This window comes from Amycolatopsis acidicola (assembly GCF_007713735.2).
GTDB lineage: Bacteria > Actinomycetota > Actinomycetes > Mycobacteriales > Pseudonocardiaceae > Amycolatopsis_E > Amycolatopsis_E acidicola.
On record NZ_VMNW02000126.1, the window covers coordinates 1 to 19,506 of the forward strand.

Sequence of the window (19,506 nt, forward strand, 5' to 3'; positions counted from 1 at the left end):
GCAGAAACCGGCCCTGGTCACCCGGTGCGGGTCACGCCGCGGATGATGATCGCGACTTCCTCGGCGAACGTCTTCGCGGGGTCGCCTTCCGGTTCCCCGCCGAGGATTCGCGCCGTGGTCGGGTAGCGGCCGGTCTCCAGCTGCCGCCCGAGGTAGGCCCCGACTGACGCCTGCCACGCCGTCTCCTCGGTGCCGCTCTCCCGGTTGAGGCGCCGCTCGGTCACCTCGTTGCGGACGGCGCCCACGAGGTAGGCGTTGTAAACCCCGAGCGCGGCCATGATGCGGTCACCCCCGCCCGGCCCCAGCGCACGATCCAGCGCGGTGGCGGTCGCTTCCATCACCGTGAGGGCGTTCGGCCCCAGATGCGGCCTGCCGCCGATCAGCTCGACGAACCATTCGTGCCGCAGGGCGGATTCCCGGGTCGCCACGGCGATCACGAGAAGCGCCTCCTCCCGCTCCGGGTGGTCGCCGAGCTCGGCCGCGATCTCCCCGTACACGGCGTCGGCCATGAGGTCGAGCAGTTCGTCCTTGGTGGCGACATAGCCGTACAACCGCATCGCACTGACCCCGAGCGCGGCGGCGGCCTTGCGCATCGACAGCCCGGACAGCCCCTCCTCGTCGGCCAGGGCGATCGCGGCCTTGACGATCCGGCCCCGGTCCACGGGGACGACCGTGCGGCCCCGCGGTTCGGGGCGCTCCCAGATCAGTTCCACGGCCCCTACCGTACGACGTCCTCGTTCTGTACGGTGTACGGTAGTTTCTGTACACTGTACGGAACTACGAGGAGGACCCACGAACACGAGCCCACGGATCGCCATCGCCGGCGGCGGCATCGGCGGCCTGGTACTGGCGGGAATGCTGGACCGGCACGGAATCCCGGCCACCGTCTACGAGCGGGACACCGATCCGGGCGCCCGCGCCCAGGGAGGCTCGCTCGACCTGCACCCCGAATCGGGACAACGCGCCCTGGACGAACTCGGACTGGCCGACGCGTTCGCGACCGAAGCCCGGCCCGAGGGCGAATCCCTGCGCATTCTCGACCCCAGCGGCACCATCGTGGGCAAGCACGCCCCCGAGCCGGGCAGCGGCACCCGGCCGGAAATCGACCGCGGCGCCCTGCGGAAACTACTGCTGTCGCGGGTCCCCGACAGCGCCCTGCGCTGGGGCCACCACCTGACTGGCACCGAACAACTGCCCACCGGCGGCCACCGCTTGCACTTCGCCGACGGCACCCACAGCGACTGCGACCTCCTCGTCGGCGCCGACGGCGGACGCTCCCGCATCCGCGCACTCCTCACCGACGCCCAGCCGGTCCACCTCTCCGGCTATCTCTCGATGTTCATCGCCGACGCCGACCGGCGCCGGCCACGCGTGGCGGATTTCGTCGGCCCGGGCAGCCTGATGGCCCTCGGCGACAACCTGAACCTCGGCGCGCAGCGGTCCGGCGACGGCAGCATCCGCGTCTCCGTGACGATCCGGGCCGACGAGCACTGGATCGACCGCCAGCGGTTCGACACCATGGAATGGCCGGAAGTCGTGGCGCGCCTGCACGCGCTTTTCTCCGGCTGGGCACCGGAATTGACCGCTTTGATCGACGCCTGCGACCCCGGCACGCTCGTGGGACGCACGATCGAAGCCCTGCCGGTCGGCACGCGGTGGCAGCCCCGGCCCGATGTCACCCTCGTCGGCGACGCCGCCCACCTCATGCCGCCCGTGGGCGACGGCGCCAACCAGGCGATGCTCGACGGCGTCATGCTGGCCCACGCCCTCGCGGACAACCGCGGAGACCTCGCCGCCGCAATCACCACCTACGAAGCCGAAATGCTCGACCGCGCCGAGGAAATCGCGGAAGGCGCGGCGCAGATGGAGCAGATGGGCCTCGCGCCCGACGCGGCCGAACGACTGAAGTCCTTCTTCGGCTGACTGTCCACAGTGTCCCGACGCGCCCGAAGGACGGCGCCCACGAGCGTGGCCCCACCGCAGGACTCCCGTGCGTCAGCCCGCGAGCCGCCCCGGGCTGCGGGGCGCCACCAGGTCGTCGTCCGGTTCCTCCCAGAACGACAGGGAATCGAGCCACCGCATGAGGAGTTCGCCGGTGCCGTGGAAGTGCGCGGCTGTCCCCGACCGGGCCGCCTCGACGTCCCCGGCGGCGAGGGCGTCGATCAGCGGCCCGTGCTGCGTGCGGTTCACCTCGGACCAGCCGGGCACCACGTGGAAGTTCTCGGGGAACTGCAACGGCACCAGCCTGCTGGCGGCCCGGGCGAACCAGTCCAGCTTCGGCGCGTCCGCGATCACCGAGACGTAGTGGTGCAGCTTCGCGTTCAGCTCCGTGGCCAGCCGCCCGTCCTCGGGGTCGGCTTCGCGGATGCGCCGGTCGATCTCCCGCAGGTAGTCGACGTCCCGCGAGGTCGCCCTCGTCGCCGCGCGCGCGGCGATCTCGCCCTCGGCCGTCGACCACATCAGGTACGTGTCCTCGACGTCCTTGCGCCGGATCGCCGCGACGCGGAAGCCCCGGTTCGGCTCGTGGCGCACCCAGCCGTCCTGCGTGAGGAGCAGCAGCGCTTCGCGGACGGGAGTCACGCTCACCCCGAGCTGCTCCGCCAGCTGCCCCAGGCGGAGCGTGTCCCCCGGATGCACCGTCCGCGCCATGATCTGGTCCCGGATCGCGCTCGCGACGTTGCTCCGGAGCTGCTCTTTCCCCTCCTTCGCCACGTCATGGATTCTAGCCGTCACAGATCGAGGACCAGACGGGGTGACCGGGAGCGCGAGCAACACGGCATGATCACCTCCCCGGAGGCCTGCTCCTCCGCGCCGAGGTAGGAGTCCCGGTGCTCCGGCTCCCCCTCCAGGACGTAGGTCTCGCAGGTCCCGCAGGTTCCTTCCCGGCACGAGGTCGGCAGGTCGACCCCCGCCGCCTCGATCGCCTCGGCCAGGGTCTGGTCCGCGCCCACGGTCAGGGTGATGCCCGACGCCTCAAGCTCAACCTCGAACGCCACGTTCACCCCGGCGAGCGCGCCCTCCTTCGGCCGGAAGCGCTCCAGGTGCAGGACCCCGGCCGGGCACCGTTCCTCGACGGCGTCGAGCAGCGCCCCGGGACCGCAGCAGTAGACCGCGGTGCCCGGGCCCGGCGTGCCCAGAATCGTGGCCAGGTCGAGGAGTCCGTGCGTGTCCTGCGGCAGGAAGGCGACCCTGCCGCCGTACCGGGCCAGCTCGCCGCGGAACGCCATGGACGACTCCCGGCGCCCGCCGTAGTACAGCCGCCACGGCTTCCCCGCGTCCTCGCATGCGGCGATCATCGGCAGGATCGGCGTGATCCCGATGCCGCCCGCGATGAACAGGTACTTGTCCGCCTCGACCAGGGCGAAGTTGTTGCGGGGCCCGCGGCACGCCACTCGGTCTCCGACGGCGAGAGTCTCGTGCACGTAGGACGACCCACCACGGCTTTCCGGTTCACGCAGGACACCGAGTCGCCAATGCGACAACTCGCCCGGATCTCCGCACAGCGAGTACTGCCGCTCCAGGTCCGCGCCGAGGATGAGGTCGACGTGCGCGCCTGGTTCCCAGGCGGGCATCTTCTCCCCCGCCGCGGGCTCCAGGCGCAGCGAGACGATCCCGTCCGCCTCGGGCTCGATCGCGGCGACGACCGCGGTGATTTCGGGGTCCGTCACGAGATGCCTGCCTGCACGGCGGCGGCCTTCGCCGCATCGGCGTCCCCGGTCAGCACCTGCACCGGGTTGACGACCATCATCTGCGTGATCTGGTCCTCGGTGACCCCGCGTTTGCGCAGCTCCGGCAGCACGTAGTCGGAGATGCGGTGGTGATGCCAGTTCGGCGTGTGCTTCGCGCGCCACGACGGCGGGGTGTTGATGGAGAAGAACCCGGCGTCGTGCGACAGCGTGATCTTCTCCGCGTAACCCTGCGCGAGCAGCTTCTCCAGAGTGTCCACACGGGACTCGTCGTCGAGCACGAACTCCATGCCGAACCGGTCCATGCCGAGGAAGGAACCGTTGTCCATCAGCTCCTTGAGGTAGTCCAGGTCCGTGGAGTCCCCGCTGTGCCCGATGACGGTGCGCTCCAGGTCGACCCCGTTGGCCTTGAACCACTTCTGCTGGTCGCGGCCGTTGGCGAAGTGGACGTTGGTGTGGGTGGAGATCGGCACGCCGGTCTCGGCCTGCGCGCGGGCGGCGGCACGGTAGACGCGATCGAGATCTCCGGTGATGCCGTGCTCGTCGGTGACGATCTTGATGATGCCCGCCTTGACGCCGTCCGTACGCGGGATGCCGTTCGTCAGGTCGTCGAGGAACATCTTCTCCAGCACGTCGGGGCCGCCGAGGGTTTTGCCGACGAGCCCGTCCGGGGCGTGCGTGTGGAAGTACGTCGGCAGGTCCTTCGCCGTGTAGTACCCGGTCGCCACGACGATGTTGAGCGGCACGCCCTCGGTGAGCCGCCGCACCGTCGGGACGTCGCGGCCGAGGCCGAGCACGGTGAGGTCGACGAAGGTGTCGATGCCCTTGTCCACGTGCAGCGAGGTCAGGCTTTTCCGCGCCCGCTCGAAGATCGCGGCCTCGTCGTACTCCGGGTGCACGATGTTCTGCTCGAGCTCCGGGTTGCGGGCCATGATGTGCTCGTGCATCAGGGCAGTGCCGATGCGCGAGCTGTCGATGGGGCCACGCAAGGTGTTGACGCTGCTCATAGTTCTCCTTCGTTCGTGAGTGCTTCGCGGCGAACGCGGGCGGCGGCGAGGCCCGCTTTGAGGAACGAGACGTCCGAGCCCGCGGTGACCATCCGGAAGCCCCGGCCCGCCTCGGTGACCGGGTCGCCGGTGATGCCCGCCGCGATCCCCGCTGTGGCGCAGGCTTCACGGATTTCCGCGACGGCTTGGCGGTGCCGCTCGTCCTTCGGCCCGGTCACGGGGTCCAGGCCCAGGCTCACCGCGAGATCACCCGGCCCGACATACACGCCGTGTACCCCGGGCACCGCGGTGATTTCTTTGGCCCTGGCAACGCCTTCCGCGGTCTCGATCATGACGAGGCACAGCACCTGGCCGTTGACGCATCCAGGGTCCGAACCGAGGCCGAACGCCGACCGCGTCGGCCCCCAGCTGCGCCTGCCTTCGGGCGGGTAATGCGCGGCCGCCGCGGCGCGGGCGGCTTCCGCGGCGGACTCGACGTTCGGCACGATGACCCCCTCGGCACCGGCATCGAGCGCCCGGCCGATCAGCACGAGATCGTTGGCGGCGACCCGGACCAGCGCCGTCGTGCCGGTCCTCGCGGTGGCGCGCAGCATTTCCACGGGACTCGCCAACCCGCCGACGCTGTGTTGCTGGTCAAGGTACAGATAGTCGAACCCGGCCATCGCCAGGGTCTCCGCGACGTGCGGATCGCCTGTGTGACAAGCCAAACCGACGGCCGTGCCGCCCGACTCCAGCAACGCGCGGAGCCGGTTGGGGTGGGCCCCGGTGGTGGCGGAATAGCTCATGCCAGGGCCTTGTCGAGGCGGTACCACTGCCGTGCCGACTCGTGCATCACCTTGGGGCGCATGGACTCGGGCATCACGTCGAGCACGGCGGCCAGGTCGTCGGTGTGCAGATGCGGGTAGTCGGTGGCGAACAGCAGGATGTCCTCCGACCCCAGCCATTCGATGATCCGCCGCGCGTGCGGGGCGGGCCCGAGATCGGCCGGGGCGATCGAAAACCGGAAGTGATCGCGGAGGATGTCGGTCGGGAGCCGGTCGACCCACGGGATCTCGCGGCGCAGGCCCTTCCACTTCTTGTTGATGCTCCAGCTCCACGTCGGCACCCACGCGAACCCGCTTTCCAACATCGTCACGCGCATGCCGGGGAACTTCTGGAAGATGCCCTCGTAGATCAGGCTCGTCAGCTGCGCGCCGTAGACCTGGATCTCCGCCGCGTACTCCTCGGCGTACCAGGAGGCGTACCCGGTGGGCGAAGGCGCGTCCTCCGAGGTACCGCCCCAGCTCAGCCCCAGCACGAGGTCGTGGCGGGTCATGGCCTCGTAGATCGGCCAGAAAACCCGTTGCCCGTACAGCCTTTCCGACCGCACCGGCATCGTGACCTGCACGATCCTCGGGTGCGCGCCGACGCGTTCGATCTCGGCGGCCGCGGCGGCGGGGTCACGCGCCGGGATCACCATGGAGCCGACGAGCCGCGGGTCACGGTCGAGCCATTCGGCGATCAGCCAGTCGTTGACCGCCCGCGCGAGCGCGGGCGCCCAATCGGGATGACGCAGGGAATCCACGCCGTAGGCCGTGTTGACGAGCGCGGCCTCCGTGCGCCACGGGTCGAGGACGTGCTGCCGGAGATCCTCTACTTTGGACGCGGGCGGACGGCCTTCGGGGCGCCACTCGTCGCGCGCCGTGGTGGGCGCGTTCGGCGGGTAGGCCAGCGCCTGGCCGTTGGGGCCCTTCCAGCCGCGCTCCTGCGCGCCCTGCACCCAAACGGGATCCGTGTAAGGGAAAAGCGCTTCCAGCGACGGCGGGGTGGCGTGCACGTCGCAGTCGACGACGGGCCCGGTCCACAGTTCGTCCCTTGTGGACTCTCGGAGCAGGGGGGCGCTCATGACTTTCCTCCTCGGGCCGGCCGCAGGGACAGCACGATGTAGTCGGACTCGACCGTCACGTCGACGGTTTCGGCGGTGTAGGGGCCGGGAATCCGGCCGAGCTCACCGGATTCGAGCGCGGCTTTCACCTCGTCGGCGCCTTCGAGCGCGACGGCGAACGGCCGGGCCCGCAGGCGCGGGTTCCAGTAGGACCGGCCGTTCTCGACGTCGAACTCCCAGTTGTGGTAAGGGCAGGTCACGAACGTCTGGCCGGCATCGAGGGTGACGTCGCCCGGAACCGGGGAGTCGATCTGGTTGACCACCCCGCCTTCGCACAGCGGCGCGCCGAGGTGCGGGCAGCGGTTGAGCATCGCGTAGAACCTGCCGCCGATGTTGAACACGCCGATCTCGCGGCCGTTCGCCTCCACGATCCGGCGCTGTCCCGGCGGGATCTCCTCGACGCGGCCGACCACGAACCGAGTCGTGCGGATCGGCCGGGTGGATGAGCTCGTCACGAGGCCTCCTTTGGTTTCGGGCCGGGTACGGTGGCGGCGTCCAGCCAGGCCGGGTCCAGATCGGTGACGGCGCGGCAGCCCATCAGCCGCATCGTGCGGACCATCTCGGTGCGCAGGATTTCCAGCACCCGCTCGACGCCCGCGGTGCCGGCGGCGGCGAGGCCCCAGGCCGGAAGCCTGCCGACCAGCACTGCCCTGGCGCCCAGCGAAAGCGCTTTCAGCACGTCACTGCCGCGACGGATCCCGCTGTCGCACAACACTTCCGCCCGGTCGCCGACGGCGTCGACGATGCGCGGCAGCGCGGTGAGCGTGGCGGGCGAGCCGTCGAGCTGACGGCCTCCGTGATTGGACACGATCACCGCGTCCGCCCCGGCATCGACCGCCCTCAGCGCGTCCTCGGGCGTGAGGATTCCCTTGACCACCAACGGGCCCTGCCAGTTCGCGCGCAGCCAGCCGAGGTCGGTCCAGGTCGGCGAGTGCGAGCCCGCGCCGCCCTTGGTCATCTCCGTGAGCACCATCGGCCTGCCGTCGACGGTGACCTGCGCGGTGTTCGGGATCTCGAACGGCAGCCCGTCGAGCAGGTACCTGGTCAGCCAGGCCGGCTTCGGCAGCAGCTGCGGCGCGAGCTTGACCGCGTTACGGGCGTTGACCCGCATCGAGTAGCTGAAGCCGTTCTTGTAGTCGCGCGGCCGGAACCCCGACACCGCGGTGTCCACAGTGGCCACGAGCGCCGAGTAGCCCGCCGCCTGCGCCCTGCCGACGAGGTTCTCCATTGTGGACTGTGCGGAGAAGCGGTAGAGCTGGAACCACTGCGGCCCCTCGACCTTGGCGATGTCCTCCAGCGTGTACCCGGCGGCCGACGAAGCGACATGGATCGTGCCCGCTCGCGCCGCCCCGGTTGCCAGCCCGAGGTCGCCGTCCGGGTGCACCAGGCGCATCCCGCCGCACGGGGCGGTCAGCACGGGCAGGTCGATCGGCGAGCCGAGCACCTTCGTCGACAGGTCCGGCTCGTCGATCCAGGTGGCCATGCGCGGCGCGAACGCCACCTCCTCGAAGGCCTTTGCGTTGCGCCGCAACGTGACTTCACCCTCGGCGCCGCCGTCGACGTACTCCCGGATGCCGCGGGGAAGCGCACGGGCGGCGGCGCGCTGGGCGTCCGCGGCGTCGAGCAGCCGGGCCGCCCGCCTGCGGCGCGCGTCTTCGACGAAGGTCATGCCCCGACCGCCGGAATGCCGTGGCCAGTGCGTAACGGGATGTTGTACAGCGCGCTCGCGTTCGCGCCGAGTATCCGGCGCCGCCGCTCCAGCGGGAACGACTGTGGCACCGACTCGTACGGCGAATCGAAGTCCCAGTGCGGGTAGTCCGAGGAGAACATCAGCCGGTCGGCGAACCCGCTCTCCTCGAACATCTCGTACACGGCCGGAGTCCACTGTGGATTCTCGGGCTCCTCGATGGGCTGCGTGGAGAACCAGAAATGCTCGCGCAGGTACTCCGACGGCTTGCGGGACAGGTGCGGCAGTTCGTCGCGCAGCTTCCCGAAAGTGGCGTCCAGGCGCCACGCGTACGGCACGGCCCAGTCCCAGCCCAGTTCCAGCAGTGCGATCTTGAGCTTCGGGAACCGCTCGAACACGCCCTCGAAGACCAGGCTGGACACCATCGAGATCGGCAGCACCGCGAACGCCGCGTGCATCTCGGCGTAGAAGTTCTGCCGCCCGGCGCCGGTGGGCTGGCGGCCCATGCCCGGCACGTGGAAGCCCAGCGGGATGCCGTAGTGCTCGCAGGCCTCGAAGATCGGCCAGTAACGCTGTTTGCCCAGCGGGTCTTGGCCTGCCGGGGACATCAGCACCTGGACGTAGGTGTCCCCGGCCGGGCCTTCCTTGCAGCGCACGATTTCGTCCGCGGCGCCAGCCAGGTCGCGGGGCAGGGTGATGCTGGCCTTGAACCGGTCGTCCGCGCCCGCCCAGGTGCAGGCCAGCGCGTCGTTGTAGGCGCGGTAGATCGCGAAGGCGCACTCGTACGGCATGTTCGCGCCGCCGTGGGTGATGATGTAGGTCTGCGGGCAGGTCAGCACCACCGCGGACATGTCGTACTTGTTCACCACCTGCTCCACGGCCAGGTGCGGGTCCACCCCGACCCGCCCGTGCTCGTCGACCGCGTCCAGCCGGTGCGTGAACTCCCGCTGCGAAGGGGAAACGCCGCCGCCGAAACTGCCGAGCCCGTAGCGCGCGATGTAGTCCCGCCACCGCTGGGGCAGGTGCTCGGCGACCTGAGGATCGGCCGGCAGTGGCATCGGGTGGAAGTCGGTGTCGATGATGCCGAGCTTCTCCTGCACCGGGGTTCCCGCCGGGCGGGTGTCAGTGAGGGTCATGTTTTCCTCCTTACAGTGCGGTGCGGCTGGTCTCGCGGGCGAAGAAGACCGCGATCACCGTGAGCAGACAGGTCGCGCCCATGAACAGGGAGATCCCGGCGGTGCCGCCGCCCCCGGAGGCGAGCAGCGACGCGCAGATCAGCGGCGTGAAGCCGCCGCCGATGGTGCCGGCGATCTGGTAGCCGAGCGACGCGCCGGTGTAGCGCTGGGTCGTCGGGAACAGCTCGCCGAGCCAGGCGCCGAGCGGGCTGTAGACGATGGCGTGGGTGAACGCGGCGAGCGAGATGCCCAGGTACATCTCCCCCACGCCGCCGCCTGCCATGAGCGCGAACATCACCGGGATGCTGATCGCCTGCAGCACCGCCCCGGCCCCGACGACGACGCGACGCCCCCAGAGATCGGAGAGGTACGCGAACACCGGCTGGAACACCAGGCCGATGGCGGCGGAGACGAGCACCGCGTTGAGAATGTCGGCGCGCGGGAAACCGGCCGTGATGCCGTAGCTGACGATCCACGTGCCGTACACGGCGCTCGCCGCGAACGCGCCGAGCACGAGAAAGACCGACAGCAGCAGGTTTTTCGGACGCCGCAGCACTTCGATCACCGGGAGCTTCGGGGTTCCGGCCGTCGCACGGGCCGCCTTCTCACGGGCTTCCTTGAACACCGGGCTTTCCTCGACCCCGAGCCGGATCCACAGGCCGATCACGACCAGCGCCGCGGAGATGAGGAACGGGATGCGCCAGCCCCAGGCCAGGAACGAGTCCCCGGTGAGCGCCGAGGTCAGCGCGAACACGCCGTTCGCGAGCAGGATTCCGCCGTACAGCCCCATTTGCGCGACCGAGCTCGACAGCCCGCGGCGTTTCGGCGCGTGCTCCATGGACATCAGCACGGCGCCGCCCCACTCGCCACCGGCGGAGACGCCCTGGACCAGGCGCAGCACCACGAGGATGACCGGCGCGGCGATGCCGATCGTGGCGTAGCCGGGCAGCAGGCCCACGACCACCGTCGAGAGTCCCATCAGGAGGATCGACAGCACGAGCATGCGCTTGCGGCCGGCGCGGTCCCCGAAATGGCCCCAGATGATGCCGCCCACCGGCCGGGCGATGAAGCCCGCCGCGAGCGTCGCGAAGGAGGCGAGAGTGCCCGCCGTGGAGCTGAATCCCGGGAAGAAGAGCTTGTTGAACACCGCCGCCGAGGCGATGCCGAAGAGATAGAAGTCGTACCACTCGATGACGGACCCGATGAAGCTCGAGACGAGCACCCGGTTCCGCATCCGGCGGCTGGATCGTGGGGAGGACTCGCCCGGCGAAGCGCCATCGGCGCTGCGGGCAGCCATCTGCGAGTCGGTCACCGTTGACCTCCGTGGTGGGGACACGACCAGCAGGACCGCCGATCGTATATTCTTGATGAGGAGAATATACGAGTTTGGATTCGTCCTGTCCAGAGCGTTCTTCCGGCCCGGGTGGCACGGGATGGGACGCAGCTGCGGTCCAAGTTCGCTCGAGACGGGTGGTGCGGCGGCGCTTCGCTGAGGCCAGGAGGGGCGCTTGGGTGACGGTTCGCTGAGGCCGGGATCGAGGGGTTCCCGAGCGCCGCTGTCCCCGGCCTGCTTAGGTCGCGCACGCGCGGCTCGCGAACGCGGGACCCGCCAACCCCAGCCCCACCGAAGCCAGGAACGATGGCGGCAGGATCCGGCTGGTCAGCCCCGGCGGAGGCCGATCTTCGCGCCGAGGTGGACGGCGCCGCCCGCGGAGCCGTCGCATCCGGCGCACGAATGTCCTTCCCCGCTATGGGGAAACAGCCGGATCTCGGTGTCGGCGTCCTGTCCGGCCGGCACCGGGCCGGACGATTCCCTCGCCAGCAGCGCGGCCCCGTAGGCACCGGTGATCTGGGGATGGTCCGGCACCCGCACCTCGAGATCGAGCGCCCGCTCCAGGAACCGCACGGCCGCCGGGTTCCGGGCGACGCCACCGGTCAACACGACCGGCGCGTGCCGCCCGACCTGCGCCACCAGCGCCAGGGTCCGGCCCGCGATCGCGCGGTGCACGGACGCCGCGATGTCCGGCGCCGGCAGTCCTTCCGCCAGCATGGACACGATCTCCGTCTCGGCGAAGGTCGCGCACATGCTGCTGACCTCGAGATCCTGCTTGCCCCGCAACGCCAACTCGCCCAGCGTGCCGATCTCGCATTCCAGCGCCCGCGCCAGCACTTCGTAGAACCGGCCGGTACCGCTCGCGCACCGGTCGTTCATCGCGAAGTCGTCCACGAGCCCCTCGGCGTCGACGGTGATCGCCTTGCTGTCCTGGCCGCCGATGTCGATGATCAGCTTGACCCCGGGGCACATCTCGGCCGTGCCGCGCGCGTGACACGTGATCTCCGTGAAAGTCCGCTGCGCGCCGGGCACGAGCTTGCGCCCGTACCCGGTCGACACGGTGCCGCGGATGTCCCCTTCGGCGATGTCGGCGTCCGCCAGCGCGTCGTCGATGGCCGCGTGCATGCCTTTCCGGCTCACCGCGCCCATCTGGATGACACTGGTGCCCGCGATGGCACCGGCTTCGTCCACGACGACGGCCTTCGCGGTGGTGGAGCCGAGATCGACGCCGAGGTAGTACGCGGTCATGAGATCGGCGCGAACCCGGTGGGCAGGGCGCCACGCTGCCTGCGCACGTCGATCGCTTCCAGCATGGCCACCAGCCGGCTCTCCAGGATGCCGTCCTTGTAGAACGCCGCGTCCGCCACGTCGCCCTCGAAGAAGATCGACGGGAGGCCCAGCTTGTCCTGCGCGGACTTGGCCAGCAGCCGCTGCGGCCCGGTGAACGCCCGGCAGGTGCGGGTGGAGTGGAACACCAGCCCGTCGAGGCCGTACTCCTCGCAGTCCCGCAACGTCAGGTACTCCAGCGTTTTCGCGCCGTGGTTGGTGGGGCACAGCAGATAGTGCTGGGCCATGCCCATGATCGGGTCGCTGGTGTCGATCAGCTGCGGCTCCTGCCAGAACGCGTTCTGGATGTAGCGCCCGGCCAGCACCGCCACCCCGTACTCGGCGAATTTGCGAGACAGGAAGCCGAGTTTGTTCCAGTTCATGATGCCGTCGAAGTACAGCCGGTACTTCTCGTCCTTGACCGCGGAGATCCCGGTGTCGATCCGGCCCTGGATCTCGTCGCGGACCGCCGCGAAGTAGTCGACCAGATCCTGGTTTCCGGGCAGGAAGTTGATCGGGGCGACGCTCGCGATCCAGTCCCAGAACGTGGCGGGCGTGGGCTTCGCCTTGCACAGGTCGAGCCCCTCACGCCGAAGCTCGGCGGCGCGCTTGATGTAGGTCATGCTTTCCGACAGCGCGTCGTAGTCGAAGGGACGGCCGGTCTGCTGTTCGAGGAAATCGATGAGATTCCGCAGCTGCTCGGCCACGAACTTCGACGCGTCCTCCCATTCCTCACCCTTGAGGTAGCCGGAGTCCGGCTTGTTCCCCCAGAGGAACGGGTGGGAAATGTTGAAGATGGGGAGTTTCTTGCCGAAGACGCGGTACGAGATGCCGTCCCACTGCTGGCCGGTGCTGCAGCCCGCGTAGTTGTTGACGAAGAAGTCGGGCGCAGGAAGCTTCGCGGCCAGCACCTCTTGATCGTGCACCCCGACGACACCCGTCTGGTCGCCTTCGGTGCCCTGCACGGTAAGCACGGAACAGCCCAGGTGAGTCCGCGAATACGAGCACAGCTCGGCGTTGTAGCCGTACTCGGCCCCGGCCAGCTGCGCTGGGCCTTCCAGCCGCTGCGCGGCCAGCCGCGCGGCGAACGCCTCGCCGTGGCACCAGGCGAGCCCGGCGGCCTGGAACATGGGGTTGAGCGCGCCGCCGTTGTACCAGACGATCTGCTTGCCCTGTTCCCGCGCGGTGAACAGATCCTCCCAGTAGTCGGAGATCAGCTGCCCGCCGGCGCGGGTGATACCGAGCCGGTTGGTCTTGTCCTCGGCGGGCTTTTCCTGGGTTTCCAGCATTTTCGCACCTTCTCCTGTCGGCTCGGGTGTCAGACGTGCGCGGGACGGCGCCGGCGGGTGCGTTCCACCAGCGCCTCGATCCGCGTGCGGAAGGACTCGAGCGGGATGCCCTCGTGTTCGGTCTCGATCCGCAGCTGCGGGATGTTCTCCACGTCCAGGCGCTTGCGCAGTTCGGGGTAGTAGAGCATGTGCGGTTCGCAGAACTTCGGCATCAGGTGGATCACCGCTTCCGCCCCGCTGCCGCGCACGGAGTCCACGAGGTAGCCGTCCCAGTCCACGTCCTGCTGAACCCTGGTGGGACAAGGGATCGTGACGTTGCGCCGCGCGTACCACTCCCCCAGCGCCGCCATCGGGTCCCCTGACTCCGGCACATCGGTGGAGACGTAGCGGCGGCCGTGGAAGAGGTCGTCGTCGACCACCAGCGCGCCGCTGTCCTCGATCACTTCGAGCAGTTCCCGCCGCGGCGCGTGGCACAGGTGGCCCGACAGGTGCACTCGCACCCGGTCGTCCCGTTTGGACGGACGTGGCTCGCCCAGCGCCTCGGTCAGCAAGGCGTAGTGCTCGTCCGGGTCCATCACCATGCTCGACGCGATGATGTCCTGCAGTTCCACCGGTCCGAAGGCGGCCTCACCGGCGCTGCGCTCGTCGAGCAGGCGCCGGATCAGCCGGCGGTCCCGGTTGTACGCGGCGATGCTTTCGCGGAGCACGTCCGCGTCGATCTCCTTGCCGGTGAAGGATTCCAGCTCCGCGCGGATCCGCCGCATCATCTCCGAGACCCGGTCGGCCGCCCACGAGTCGTTCATGGACGAGTTGAGCATGCCCAGGAACACCGTCTTGTCCGGTTCCAGCGCGCGCACGATGTCGGCCGAGCCGATCAGCTGGATGCAATGGTCGGCGGTGAACACCGCGTCGTAGACCGAAAACCGGCCGGTGGCCGCCTGGTCGGCGAGGTTGCGGGTGTACCCGCAGTAGAACTCGGCCAGCAGCGCGCGGCCTTCGGTGACCGGCTCCTGGTCGTCCTGGACGATCACCGGCAGCGCGCCGAGCGCGTGCGCCAGTTCGCGCGGGAAGTTCATGGGCAGGATCGCCAGCACGGGACGGGCGGGGTGCGCGGCGCGCCACCGCCCGAGGTAGGCGCGTGGATCGCGGGCCACCTCGGCCAGTCTGGCCATGGCTGCCGAAGACGCCTGGGACATCGCTGCGGGTTCCTCTCGTCGGGTCTGTTCGATACTCTACGCCTCACGTGATCCGATCACAATGTACGTAAAGTGTTCACCGTCGAACGGAGCCCGGCATGCCACCGATCGTCAACCGCTATACCCAGCTCACCGGTATCGAGCACCCGATCGTCCAGGAGGGCCTCGGCCCGTTCCGCACCCCGAAACTCGCCGCCGCCGTCTCCAATGCGGGCGGGCTCGGCACGGTTTCGATGCCCGGGATGCCGGAGGACATCGCGGCAGGCGCCCGGACGTTCCGCGAGCACATCGAGGAGTGCGCCGGGATGACCGAGCGCCCGTTCGCCGTGAACATCCCGGTGGGAGTCGACAGCAACGGAGACGTGCTCCCCTTCACTGACATCTATATCCGGACGGCACTGGAAGCGCGCGCGGCCGATCCGGAGCTCGCGCGCCGGTTGCGCGTGCTGACCACGTCCGCGGGGTTCCCCGGCGACTACATCGCCCGCGTCAAGGACGCCGGAATGGTCCACCAGCACAAGGTCGGCTCCACCCGCCAGGCGGTGAAGGCCGCCGAAGCCGGGGTCGACGTCGTCATCGCCGCGGGTTTCGAGATGGGCGGGCACGCGCCGAGCAAGGCAGTGCACAGTTTCGTGCTCGTGCCGAGCGTGACCGAGGCGGTCGATGTGCCGGTGCTGCTCACCGGCGGGGCCAGGGATGGGCGGGGGCTGGCGGCCGCGCTGTCGCTCGGCGCCGAGGGGGTGGCCATGGGCACGCGGTTCATCACCAGCACCGCCAACTCGGACTGGCATCCCGCGTACATCCAGGCACTGCTGGACGCGCAGGAGGGCGACGACGTGGCGTTCGACGGCGTGTACGGCCCCTGCCGCGGACTGCGCAACGCGGCGTCACGGCAACTCCTCGAGGAAACGCGGCACGACGACGCGGATCCGGTCGAGCTGACCCGGCGGAAGATCGAGTCGATGCAGCGGGCGCAGACCGAGGGTGACACCGAGAACAGCCTGGTGCTGACCGGTCAGGTGGCCTCGGCGATCAAGGACCTGGTCGACGTCGCGGAGTTCGTGCCCCGGATGGCGGCCGAGGCGGCCGGCATCCTGCACTCACTGGCGGCGAACCTGCCGTCCACAGTGGACGCTTCGTAGCGCTCAGCCGGGGCCGTGGTGGTGCGCCGAGGCGACGATACAGGGCTTTCCGTCCCCGTTGAGCCCCGTCACCTGGGTCACCGCCAGCCTCCGGCCCCGGCTGGTGACCTCGGCGCGGAAGGTGGCGACGTCGCCGTGCAAAAGAGGCCGGAGGTAGCTGACGGCCAGCGAGGCCGGGACGAGGTCGTTCGCGACGGAGCCGACCGCCCGGCTCGCCAGGAGTTCCGCCAGCCACAACGTGACCCCGCCGTGGAGTGTCCGAAGTGGATTGACGAGATCGTCCTCGACGGGCAGTGAGAACCAGGCACGGCCGTCTGAGGCGGGCGCGTCACGCAGCACGGCCTCGGCGACTTCGGCGACGGACCGGCACGGGCCGCTGAACCCGCCCGTGCCGCCGTCACGGGCAGGGCTTCCTTCGACGAACCGGCCCCACTGGCGGCATCGGGCGACCAGCTCGCCGTCCGAGGAAAAAAGCGAGCCCTCGGCGAGCCCGGTGCCCGGCGAGGCGTGCACCACGTGCCCCTCGGCGGCTATCCGCGTCCCGTCGGACGGGAGCGGGACGAAGAAATCGAGCGAGATCTCCGTGCTCACCGACCACCAGCCGAGCGGGGCCGAGGCGATGAGCGCGTACCCGAGCACGTTGTCCGCGAGCACGCCGACGGCCGCGGCGTTCGCGGGCCCTGCCGACCAGGGACCGCTCGTCATGTATCCGCGGCAGCCGGTTTCGCCGGTGGTCAGCTCGTCGACCCCGAACATGATCTCGGGGCCGCCGGGCCGGAAGTCATGCCGGTTGTGACACGTGGTCACCGTGTCCATTCACGCTCCTCGAAGAAAATCGCCCGGCGCTCAGGCCGTGTTGAGTTCGGCGAAGCGGCGCCGCACGATGGGCGTCCACTCCGCCCGCAGCGCCTCGATCCGCCGGGCGACGCGCCTGCCGACCCAGTCCGGCAGGATCGCCTCGGGCAGCTGCGGATCCACCCGCGGGAACTCCTGCCATTCGCTGATCAGCCGGATGTGCGTGAACAGCGTTTCGTCCTCGGTCTTCGGGTGCAGCGCGTCCATCGCCTGCCACACCTCTTCGTACCGGGCTCGCAGCGCGGCCAGGTCCCAGCCGCGTTCCACGATCTGGTCGCGCGGCAGGCCCACCGCGTCGAGCGCGCCGGTGAACGCGAAGGTGTGCTCCTTCAGTTCGAGCTGTTCGAGCAGGCTGCCGACCTCGCCGGAGCGCTCGACGTGCGGCGTCAGCCACAGGCCCGGCGCCGGATTCCCGAAACCCGCCCAGGTCAGGCCGGCGTAGAGCGGGCGGCGCGCGCGGCGCAGCGTCTGCGGGATGATCACCCAGAGGGCGAGCCAGGTGCCGTCCCAGCTCGTGTACGGGTCGCTGAGCGAGTACACGCGGCGGGAGCCGGTCTCGAAGATGTGGGTGAGCTTGTCCGTGAGCGACCAGCGCACCTCGCGGCCGTGGCGTTCCGGCGTGATCCAGCCCGAGGCCGACGCGCGGGCGATCGCCTGCCGGGCCGTCTGCTCCTCGATGCCCAGCCCGGCGAAGATGTGCACCAGCGTCGAGGTCCACACCGGTTCCCCGGTCCGCCACACCAGCTCACCGAGCATCGTGATCAGCAGCGAGCGCGCGCTGCCGTGGGTCAGGGTGGCGTCGGCGGACTCGCGGGGCGAGCTTTCGAGCGCACCGGGGGTCGGCATGCGCGCCTCCTGCTGGTCGGTGCCTGGTCTATGCGTACTTTACGGGCCCGAGGACCCAGAGCGCGGCAACGTAGACAAACACCACACCGCCCACCGCCACTGACCATTGTGTTTCCCCATAGATCGCGGCATTCGATCTACACTCAACGGAACACAATTCACGCGCATGTCATAGTAATTTTGGTCCAACTATTTTCAAGGTCGGACCGAATCTGTACACTTCGGTGACCCGAGTCACACGTCGATACAAGGGAGTACCGAGATGGCCGACGCCCGGGTCCTGGAGACTTCGTACTGGCCCGCGGAGCCGGGAGACGTCCACGACACGACCGTCTGCGAGACGCTCCGGCACGCCGCCGCGACGGTGCCGGAACGCCTGGCGCTCGTCGACTGCGTGCCGGACGCCGGGGCGCGCGAAACCTGGACCTACGCGGAACTCCTGGCGGACGCCGAGCGCGTCGCGCGGGCTTTGCTGGCCACGTTCGCGCCGGGTGAGCGCATCGCGGTGTGGGCGCCGAACAGCGCCCGGTGGATCGTCCTGCAGCACGGCGTCGCACTGGCCGGGATGGTGCTGGTGGCGCTGAATCCGGCCTACCGCGCCCGCGAGGTGAGCTTCGTGCTGCGGCAGTCCGGGGCGGCGGGGCTGTTCTGCCCGGCCGAGCACCGCGGGTTCGCCATGCGCGGCATGCTCGACGACATCCGCCCGGAAACGCCGGAGCTCCGGAAGATCGTGACGTTCGAGGACTGGGACGAGTTCCTCGCCGGCGGGGACCCTGGCCGGGAACTGCCCGCGGTCGCGCCGGAGGACGTGATCCAGATCCAGTACACCTCCGGGACGACCGGCTTCCCCAAAGGCGCGATGCTGCACCACAAAGGACTGGTGAACGAGGCGAGGCACGTCGCCGAGCGCGCCGGGATGGGCGACGGCGGGGTCTACGTCAACGCGATGCCGATGTACCACATCGGCGGCGGCGCGGTCACGTCGTTCGGGGCCTGGGCCAAGCGGGGCACGTTCGTGATCCTGCCCGGGTTCGACCCCGGCCTGCTGCTGGAGGCGGTCGAGACGTACCGAGGCACGCACACCCTGGTCGTGCCGACCATGCTGATCGCGGTGCTCGACCACCCCGACCGCGCGCGGCGGGACCTGACCAGCATGCAGACCGTCCTCAGTGGAGCCGCGTCGGTGCCCGCCTCGCTGGTGCACAAGACACAGCGGCTGCTGGGCTGCCAGTTCACCATCCTTTTCGGACAGACGGAGACTCACGGCGTGATCAGCCAGACCAGGGTGACCGACTCGCCAGAGGACCAGGCGGAGACGGTCGGGCAGCCGCTGCCGCGGCTGGAGGTGAAGATCGCCGACCAGGTCACCGGCGAACCGGTCGCGCCGGGAGAGACGGGCGAGATCTGCTGCCGTGGCTACCAGAACATGCTCGGCTACTTCCGGATGGAGGCCGAGACCGCGGCCACGATCGACGCCGAAGGCTGGCTGCACATGGGCGATCTCGGCTCGATGGACGAGCGCGGGTTCATCCGGATCCGCGGCCGGTCGAAGGACATGATCATCCGCGGCGGGCTCAACATCTACCCGGCCGAGATCGAGGCCGCGCTCGGCGACCACCCGGCCATCGAGTACGCCGCGGTGATCGGGGTGCCCGATGCCAAGTGGGGCGAGCAGATCGGCGCGGTCGTCACCCTGCGGGCCGGCGCCGGACGGCCATCGCTGGAGGAGCTGACCACGTACCTGCGCTCGCAGCTCGCGCCGCACAAGACGCCGGTCTACTGGGCTTTCGTGGACGAAATGCCGGCCACGCCGAGCGGGAAGATCCAGAAGTTCGTGCTGCACAAGCGTTTCGAGGAAGGAACGCTCCGCTTCGACGCCGTCCGCGCGTCGAGCACCGAACCGGCCTCTACACGGAACCGACCAGGAGGGACGCGCACCATGACCAGCTCCATTCCCCGCGCCGACGAGGGATTCGACTTCTCCGGCAGCGGGGTGCTGATCGCGGGTGGCACGTCGGGGGTCGGCCTCGCCACCGCGGT

General features: G+C 69.7%; 18 protein-coding genes. 3 read left to right on the plus strand and 15 right to left on the minus strand.

Annotated features, from left to right (window positions below; translation table 11 throughout):
- Nucleotides 1-17 precede the first annotated feature (17 nt).
- On the minus strand, nt 18-713 hold the full coding sequence (locus FPZ12_RS41980; RefSeq protein WP_208026199.1) for a TetR/AcrR family transcriptional regulator: 696 nt from the start codon (nt 711-713) through the stop codon (nt 18-20).
- On the opposite strand from FPZ12_RS41980, the gene FPZ12_RS41985 reads away from it, so the two are divergent.
- Nucleotides 673-1,923, plus strand: coding sequence for an FAD-dependent oxidoreductase (locus FPZ12_RS41985; RefSeq protein WP_208026200.1), 1,251 nt, complete (start codon nt 673-675; stop codon nt 1,921-1,923). The genes FPZ12_RS41980 and FPZ12_RS41985 overlap by 41 nt on opposite strands.
- Nucleotides 1,924-1,995: 72 nt before the next feature.
- Here the strand turns inward: FPZ12_RS41985 and FPZ12_RS41990 are convergent, their stop codons facing one another.
- The 12 genes from FPZ12_RS41990 to FPZ12_RS42045 all read right to left on the minus strand — a co-directional run bounded on the left by FPZ12_RS41990 (nt 1,996) and on the right by FPZ12_RS42045 (nt 14,623).
- Nucleotides 1,996-2,712, minus strand: coding sequence for a GntR family transcriptional regulator (locus tag FPZ12_RS41990; RefSeq protein WP_144758681.1), 717 nt, complete (start codon nt 2,710-2,712; stop codon nt 1,996-1,998).
- A gap of 17 nt (nt 2,713-2,729) precedes the next feature.
- On the minus strand, nt 2,730-3,668 hold the full coding sequence (locus FPZ12_RS41995) for a PDR/VanB family oxidoreductase (protein ID WP_243770307.1): 939 nt from the start codon (nt 3,666-3,668) through the stop codon (nt 2,730-2,732).
- On the minus strand, nt 3,665-4,693 hold the full coding sequence (locus FPZ12_RS42000) for a phosphotriesterase family protein (RefSeq protein WP_144758684.1): 1,029 nt from the start codon (nt 4,691-4,693) through the stop codon (nt 3,665-3,667). The genes FPZ12_RS41995 and FPZ12_RS42000 overlap by 4 nt, the downstream gene beginning before the upstream one ends.
- Nucleotides 4,690-5,478, minus strand: coding sequence for an HpcH/HpaI aldolase family protein (locus tag FPZ12_RS42005; protein WP_144758687.1), 789 nt, complete (start codon nt 5,476-5,478; stop codon nt 4,690-4,692). Before FPZ12_RS42005 ends, FPZ12_RS42000 begins: the two co-directional genes overlap by 4 nt.
- Nucleotides 5,475-6,578, minus strand: a complete 1,104-nt coding sequence (locus FPZ12_RS42010) for an amidohydrolase family protein (RefSeq protein ID WP_144758690.1) — start codon at nt 6,576-6,578, stop codon at nt 5,475-5,477. Before FPZ12_RS42010 ends, FPZ12_RS42005 begins: the two co-directional genes overlap by 4 nt.
- The gene (locus FPZ12_RS42015) at nt 6,575-7,072 is read right to left on the minus strand and encodes a Rieske (2Fe-2S) protein (RefSeq protein ID WP_243770308.1); all 498 of its coding nucleotides are present in this window, start codon (nt 7,070-7,072) and stop codon (nt 6,575-6,577) included. Before FPZ12_RS42015 ends, FPZ12_RS42010 begins: the two co-directional genes overlap by 4 nt.
- A complete protein-coding gene (locus tag FPZ12_RS42020; protein WP_144758693.1) occupies nt 7,069-8,286 on the minus strand; it encodes an alpha-hydroxy acid oxidase in 1,218 nt (405 codons plus the stop codon). Before FPZ12_RS42020 ends, FPZ12_RS42015 begins: the two co-directional genes overlap by 4 nt.
- Nucleotides 8,283-9,440 carry an amidohydrolase family protein gene (locus FPZ12_RS42025; protein WP_144758696.1) on the minus strand — a complete coding sequence of 386 codons (1,158 nt, stop codon included), beginning with the start codon at nt 9,438-9,440 and terminating at the stop codon, nt 8,283-8,285. The genes FPZ12_RS42020 and FPZ12_RS42025 overlap by 4 nt, the downstream gene beginning before the upstream one ends.
- Nucleotides 9,441-9,450: 10 nt before the next feature.
- Entirely contained in the window at nt 9,451-10,791 is a 1,341-nt protein-coding gene (locus FPZ12_RS42030) for an MFS transporter (protein WP_144758699.1), read from the minus strand.
- 348 nt (nt 10,792-11,139) lie between these two features.
- Nucleotides 11,140-12,060, minus strand: a complete 921-nt coding sequence (locus FPZ12_RS42035) for an acyl-CoA dehydratase activase (protein ID WP_144758704.1) — start codon at nt 12,058-12,060, stop codon at nt 11,140-11,142.
- The gene (locus FPZ12_RS42040) at nt 12,057-13,427 is read right to left on the minus strand and encodes a 2-hydroxyacyl-CoA dehydratase subunit D (protein WP_144758707.1); all 1,371 of its coding nucleotides are present in this window, start codon (nt 13,425-13,427) and stop codon (nt 12,057-12,059) included. The genes FPZ12_RS42035 and FPZ12_RS42040 overlap by 4 nt, the downstream gene beginning before the upstream one ends.
- 29 nt (nt 13,428-13,456) lie before the next feature.
- Entirely contained in the window at nt 13,457-14,623 is a 1,167-nt protein-coding gene (locus FPZ12_RS42045; RefSeq protein ID WP_144758710.1) for a 2-hydroxyacyl-CoA dehydratase subunit D, read from the minus strand.
- Between the two features lie 98 nt (nt 14,624-14,721).
- Between FPZ12_RS42045 and FPZ12_RS42050 the strand changes: the two genes are divergently transcribed.
- Complete coding sequence (locus FPZ12_RS42050; RefSeq protein ID WP_150980743.1) at nt 14,722-15,765, plus strand: NAD(P)H-dependent flavin oxidoreductase; 1,044 nt, start codon at nt 14,722-14,724, stop codon at nt 15,763-15,765.
- A gap of 3 nt (nt 15,766-15,768) precedes the next feature.
- Here the strand turns inward: FPZ12_RS42050 and FPZ12_RS42055 are convergent, their stop codons facing one another.
- Nucleotides 15,769-16,581, minus strand: a complete 813-nt coding sequence (locus tag FPZ12_RS42055; RefSeq protein WP_144762498.1) for a PaaI family thioesterase — start codon at nt 16,579-16,581, stop codon at nt 15,769-15,771.
- Nucleotides 16,582-16,611: 30 nt separating this feature from the next.
- Entirely contained in the window at nt 16,612-17,466 is an 855-nt protein-coding gene (locus tag FPZ12_RS42060; RefSeq protein ID WP_144762500.1) for a PaaX family transcriptional regulator, read from the minus strand.
- Nucleotides 17,467-17,728: 262 nt separating this feature from the next.
- Here FPZ12_RS42060 and FPZ12_RS42065 point away from each other — a divergent pair.
- The coding region (locus FPZ12_RS42065; RefSeq protein ID WP_144762502.1) for an AMP-binding protein at nt 17,729-19,506 on the plus strand (1,778 nt) is incomplete at its 3' end.

Coding starts and splice junctions, on each gene's coding strand:
- FPZ12_RS42025 (WP_144758696.1), bottom strand. CDS start 9,440: ATGACCCTCACTGACACCCGCCCGGCGGGAACCCCGGTGCAGGAGAAG.
- FPZ12_RS42035 (WP_144758704.1), bottom strand. CDS start 12,060: ATGACCGCGTACTACCTCGGCGTCGATCTCGGCTCCACCACCGCGAAG.
- FPZ12_RS42050 (WP_150980743.1), top strand. CDS start 14,722: ATGCCACCGATCGTCAACCGCTATACCCAGCTCACCGGTATCGAGCAC.
- FPZ12_RS42005 (WP_144758687.1), bottom strand. CDS start 5,478: ATGAGCTATTCCGCCACCACCGGGGCCCACCCCAACCGGCTCCGCGCG.
- FPZ12_RS42020 (WP_144758693.1), bottom strand. CDS start 8,286: ATGACCTTCGTCGAAGACGCGCGCCGCAGGCGGGCGGCCCGGCTGCTC.
- FPZ12_RS42060 (WP_144762500.1), bottom strand. CDS start 17,466: ATGCCGACCCCCGGTGCGCTCGAAAGCTCGCCCCGCGAGTCCGCCGAC.
- FPZ12_RS42040 (WP_144758707.1), bottom strand. CDS start 13,427: ATGCTGGAAACCCAGGAAAAGCCCGCCGAGGACAAGACCAACCGGCTC.
- FPZ12_RS42010 (WP_144758690.1), bottom strand. CDS start 6,578: ATGAGCGCCCCCCTGCTCCGAGAGTCCACAAGGGACGAACTGTGGACC.
- FPZ12_RS42000 (WP_144758684.1), bottom strand. CDS start 4,693: ATGAGCAGCGTCAACACCTTGCGTGGCCCCATCGACAGCTCGCGCATC.
- FPZ12_RS42055 (WP_144762498.1), bottom strand. CDS start 16,581: ATGGACACGGTGACCACGTGTCACAACCGGCATGACTTCCGGCCCGGC.
- FPZ12_RS42045 (WP_144758710.1), bottom strand. CDS start 14,623: ATGTCCCAGGCGTCTTCGGCAGCCATGGCCAGACTGGCCGAGGTGGCC.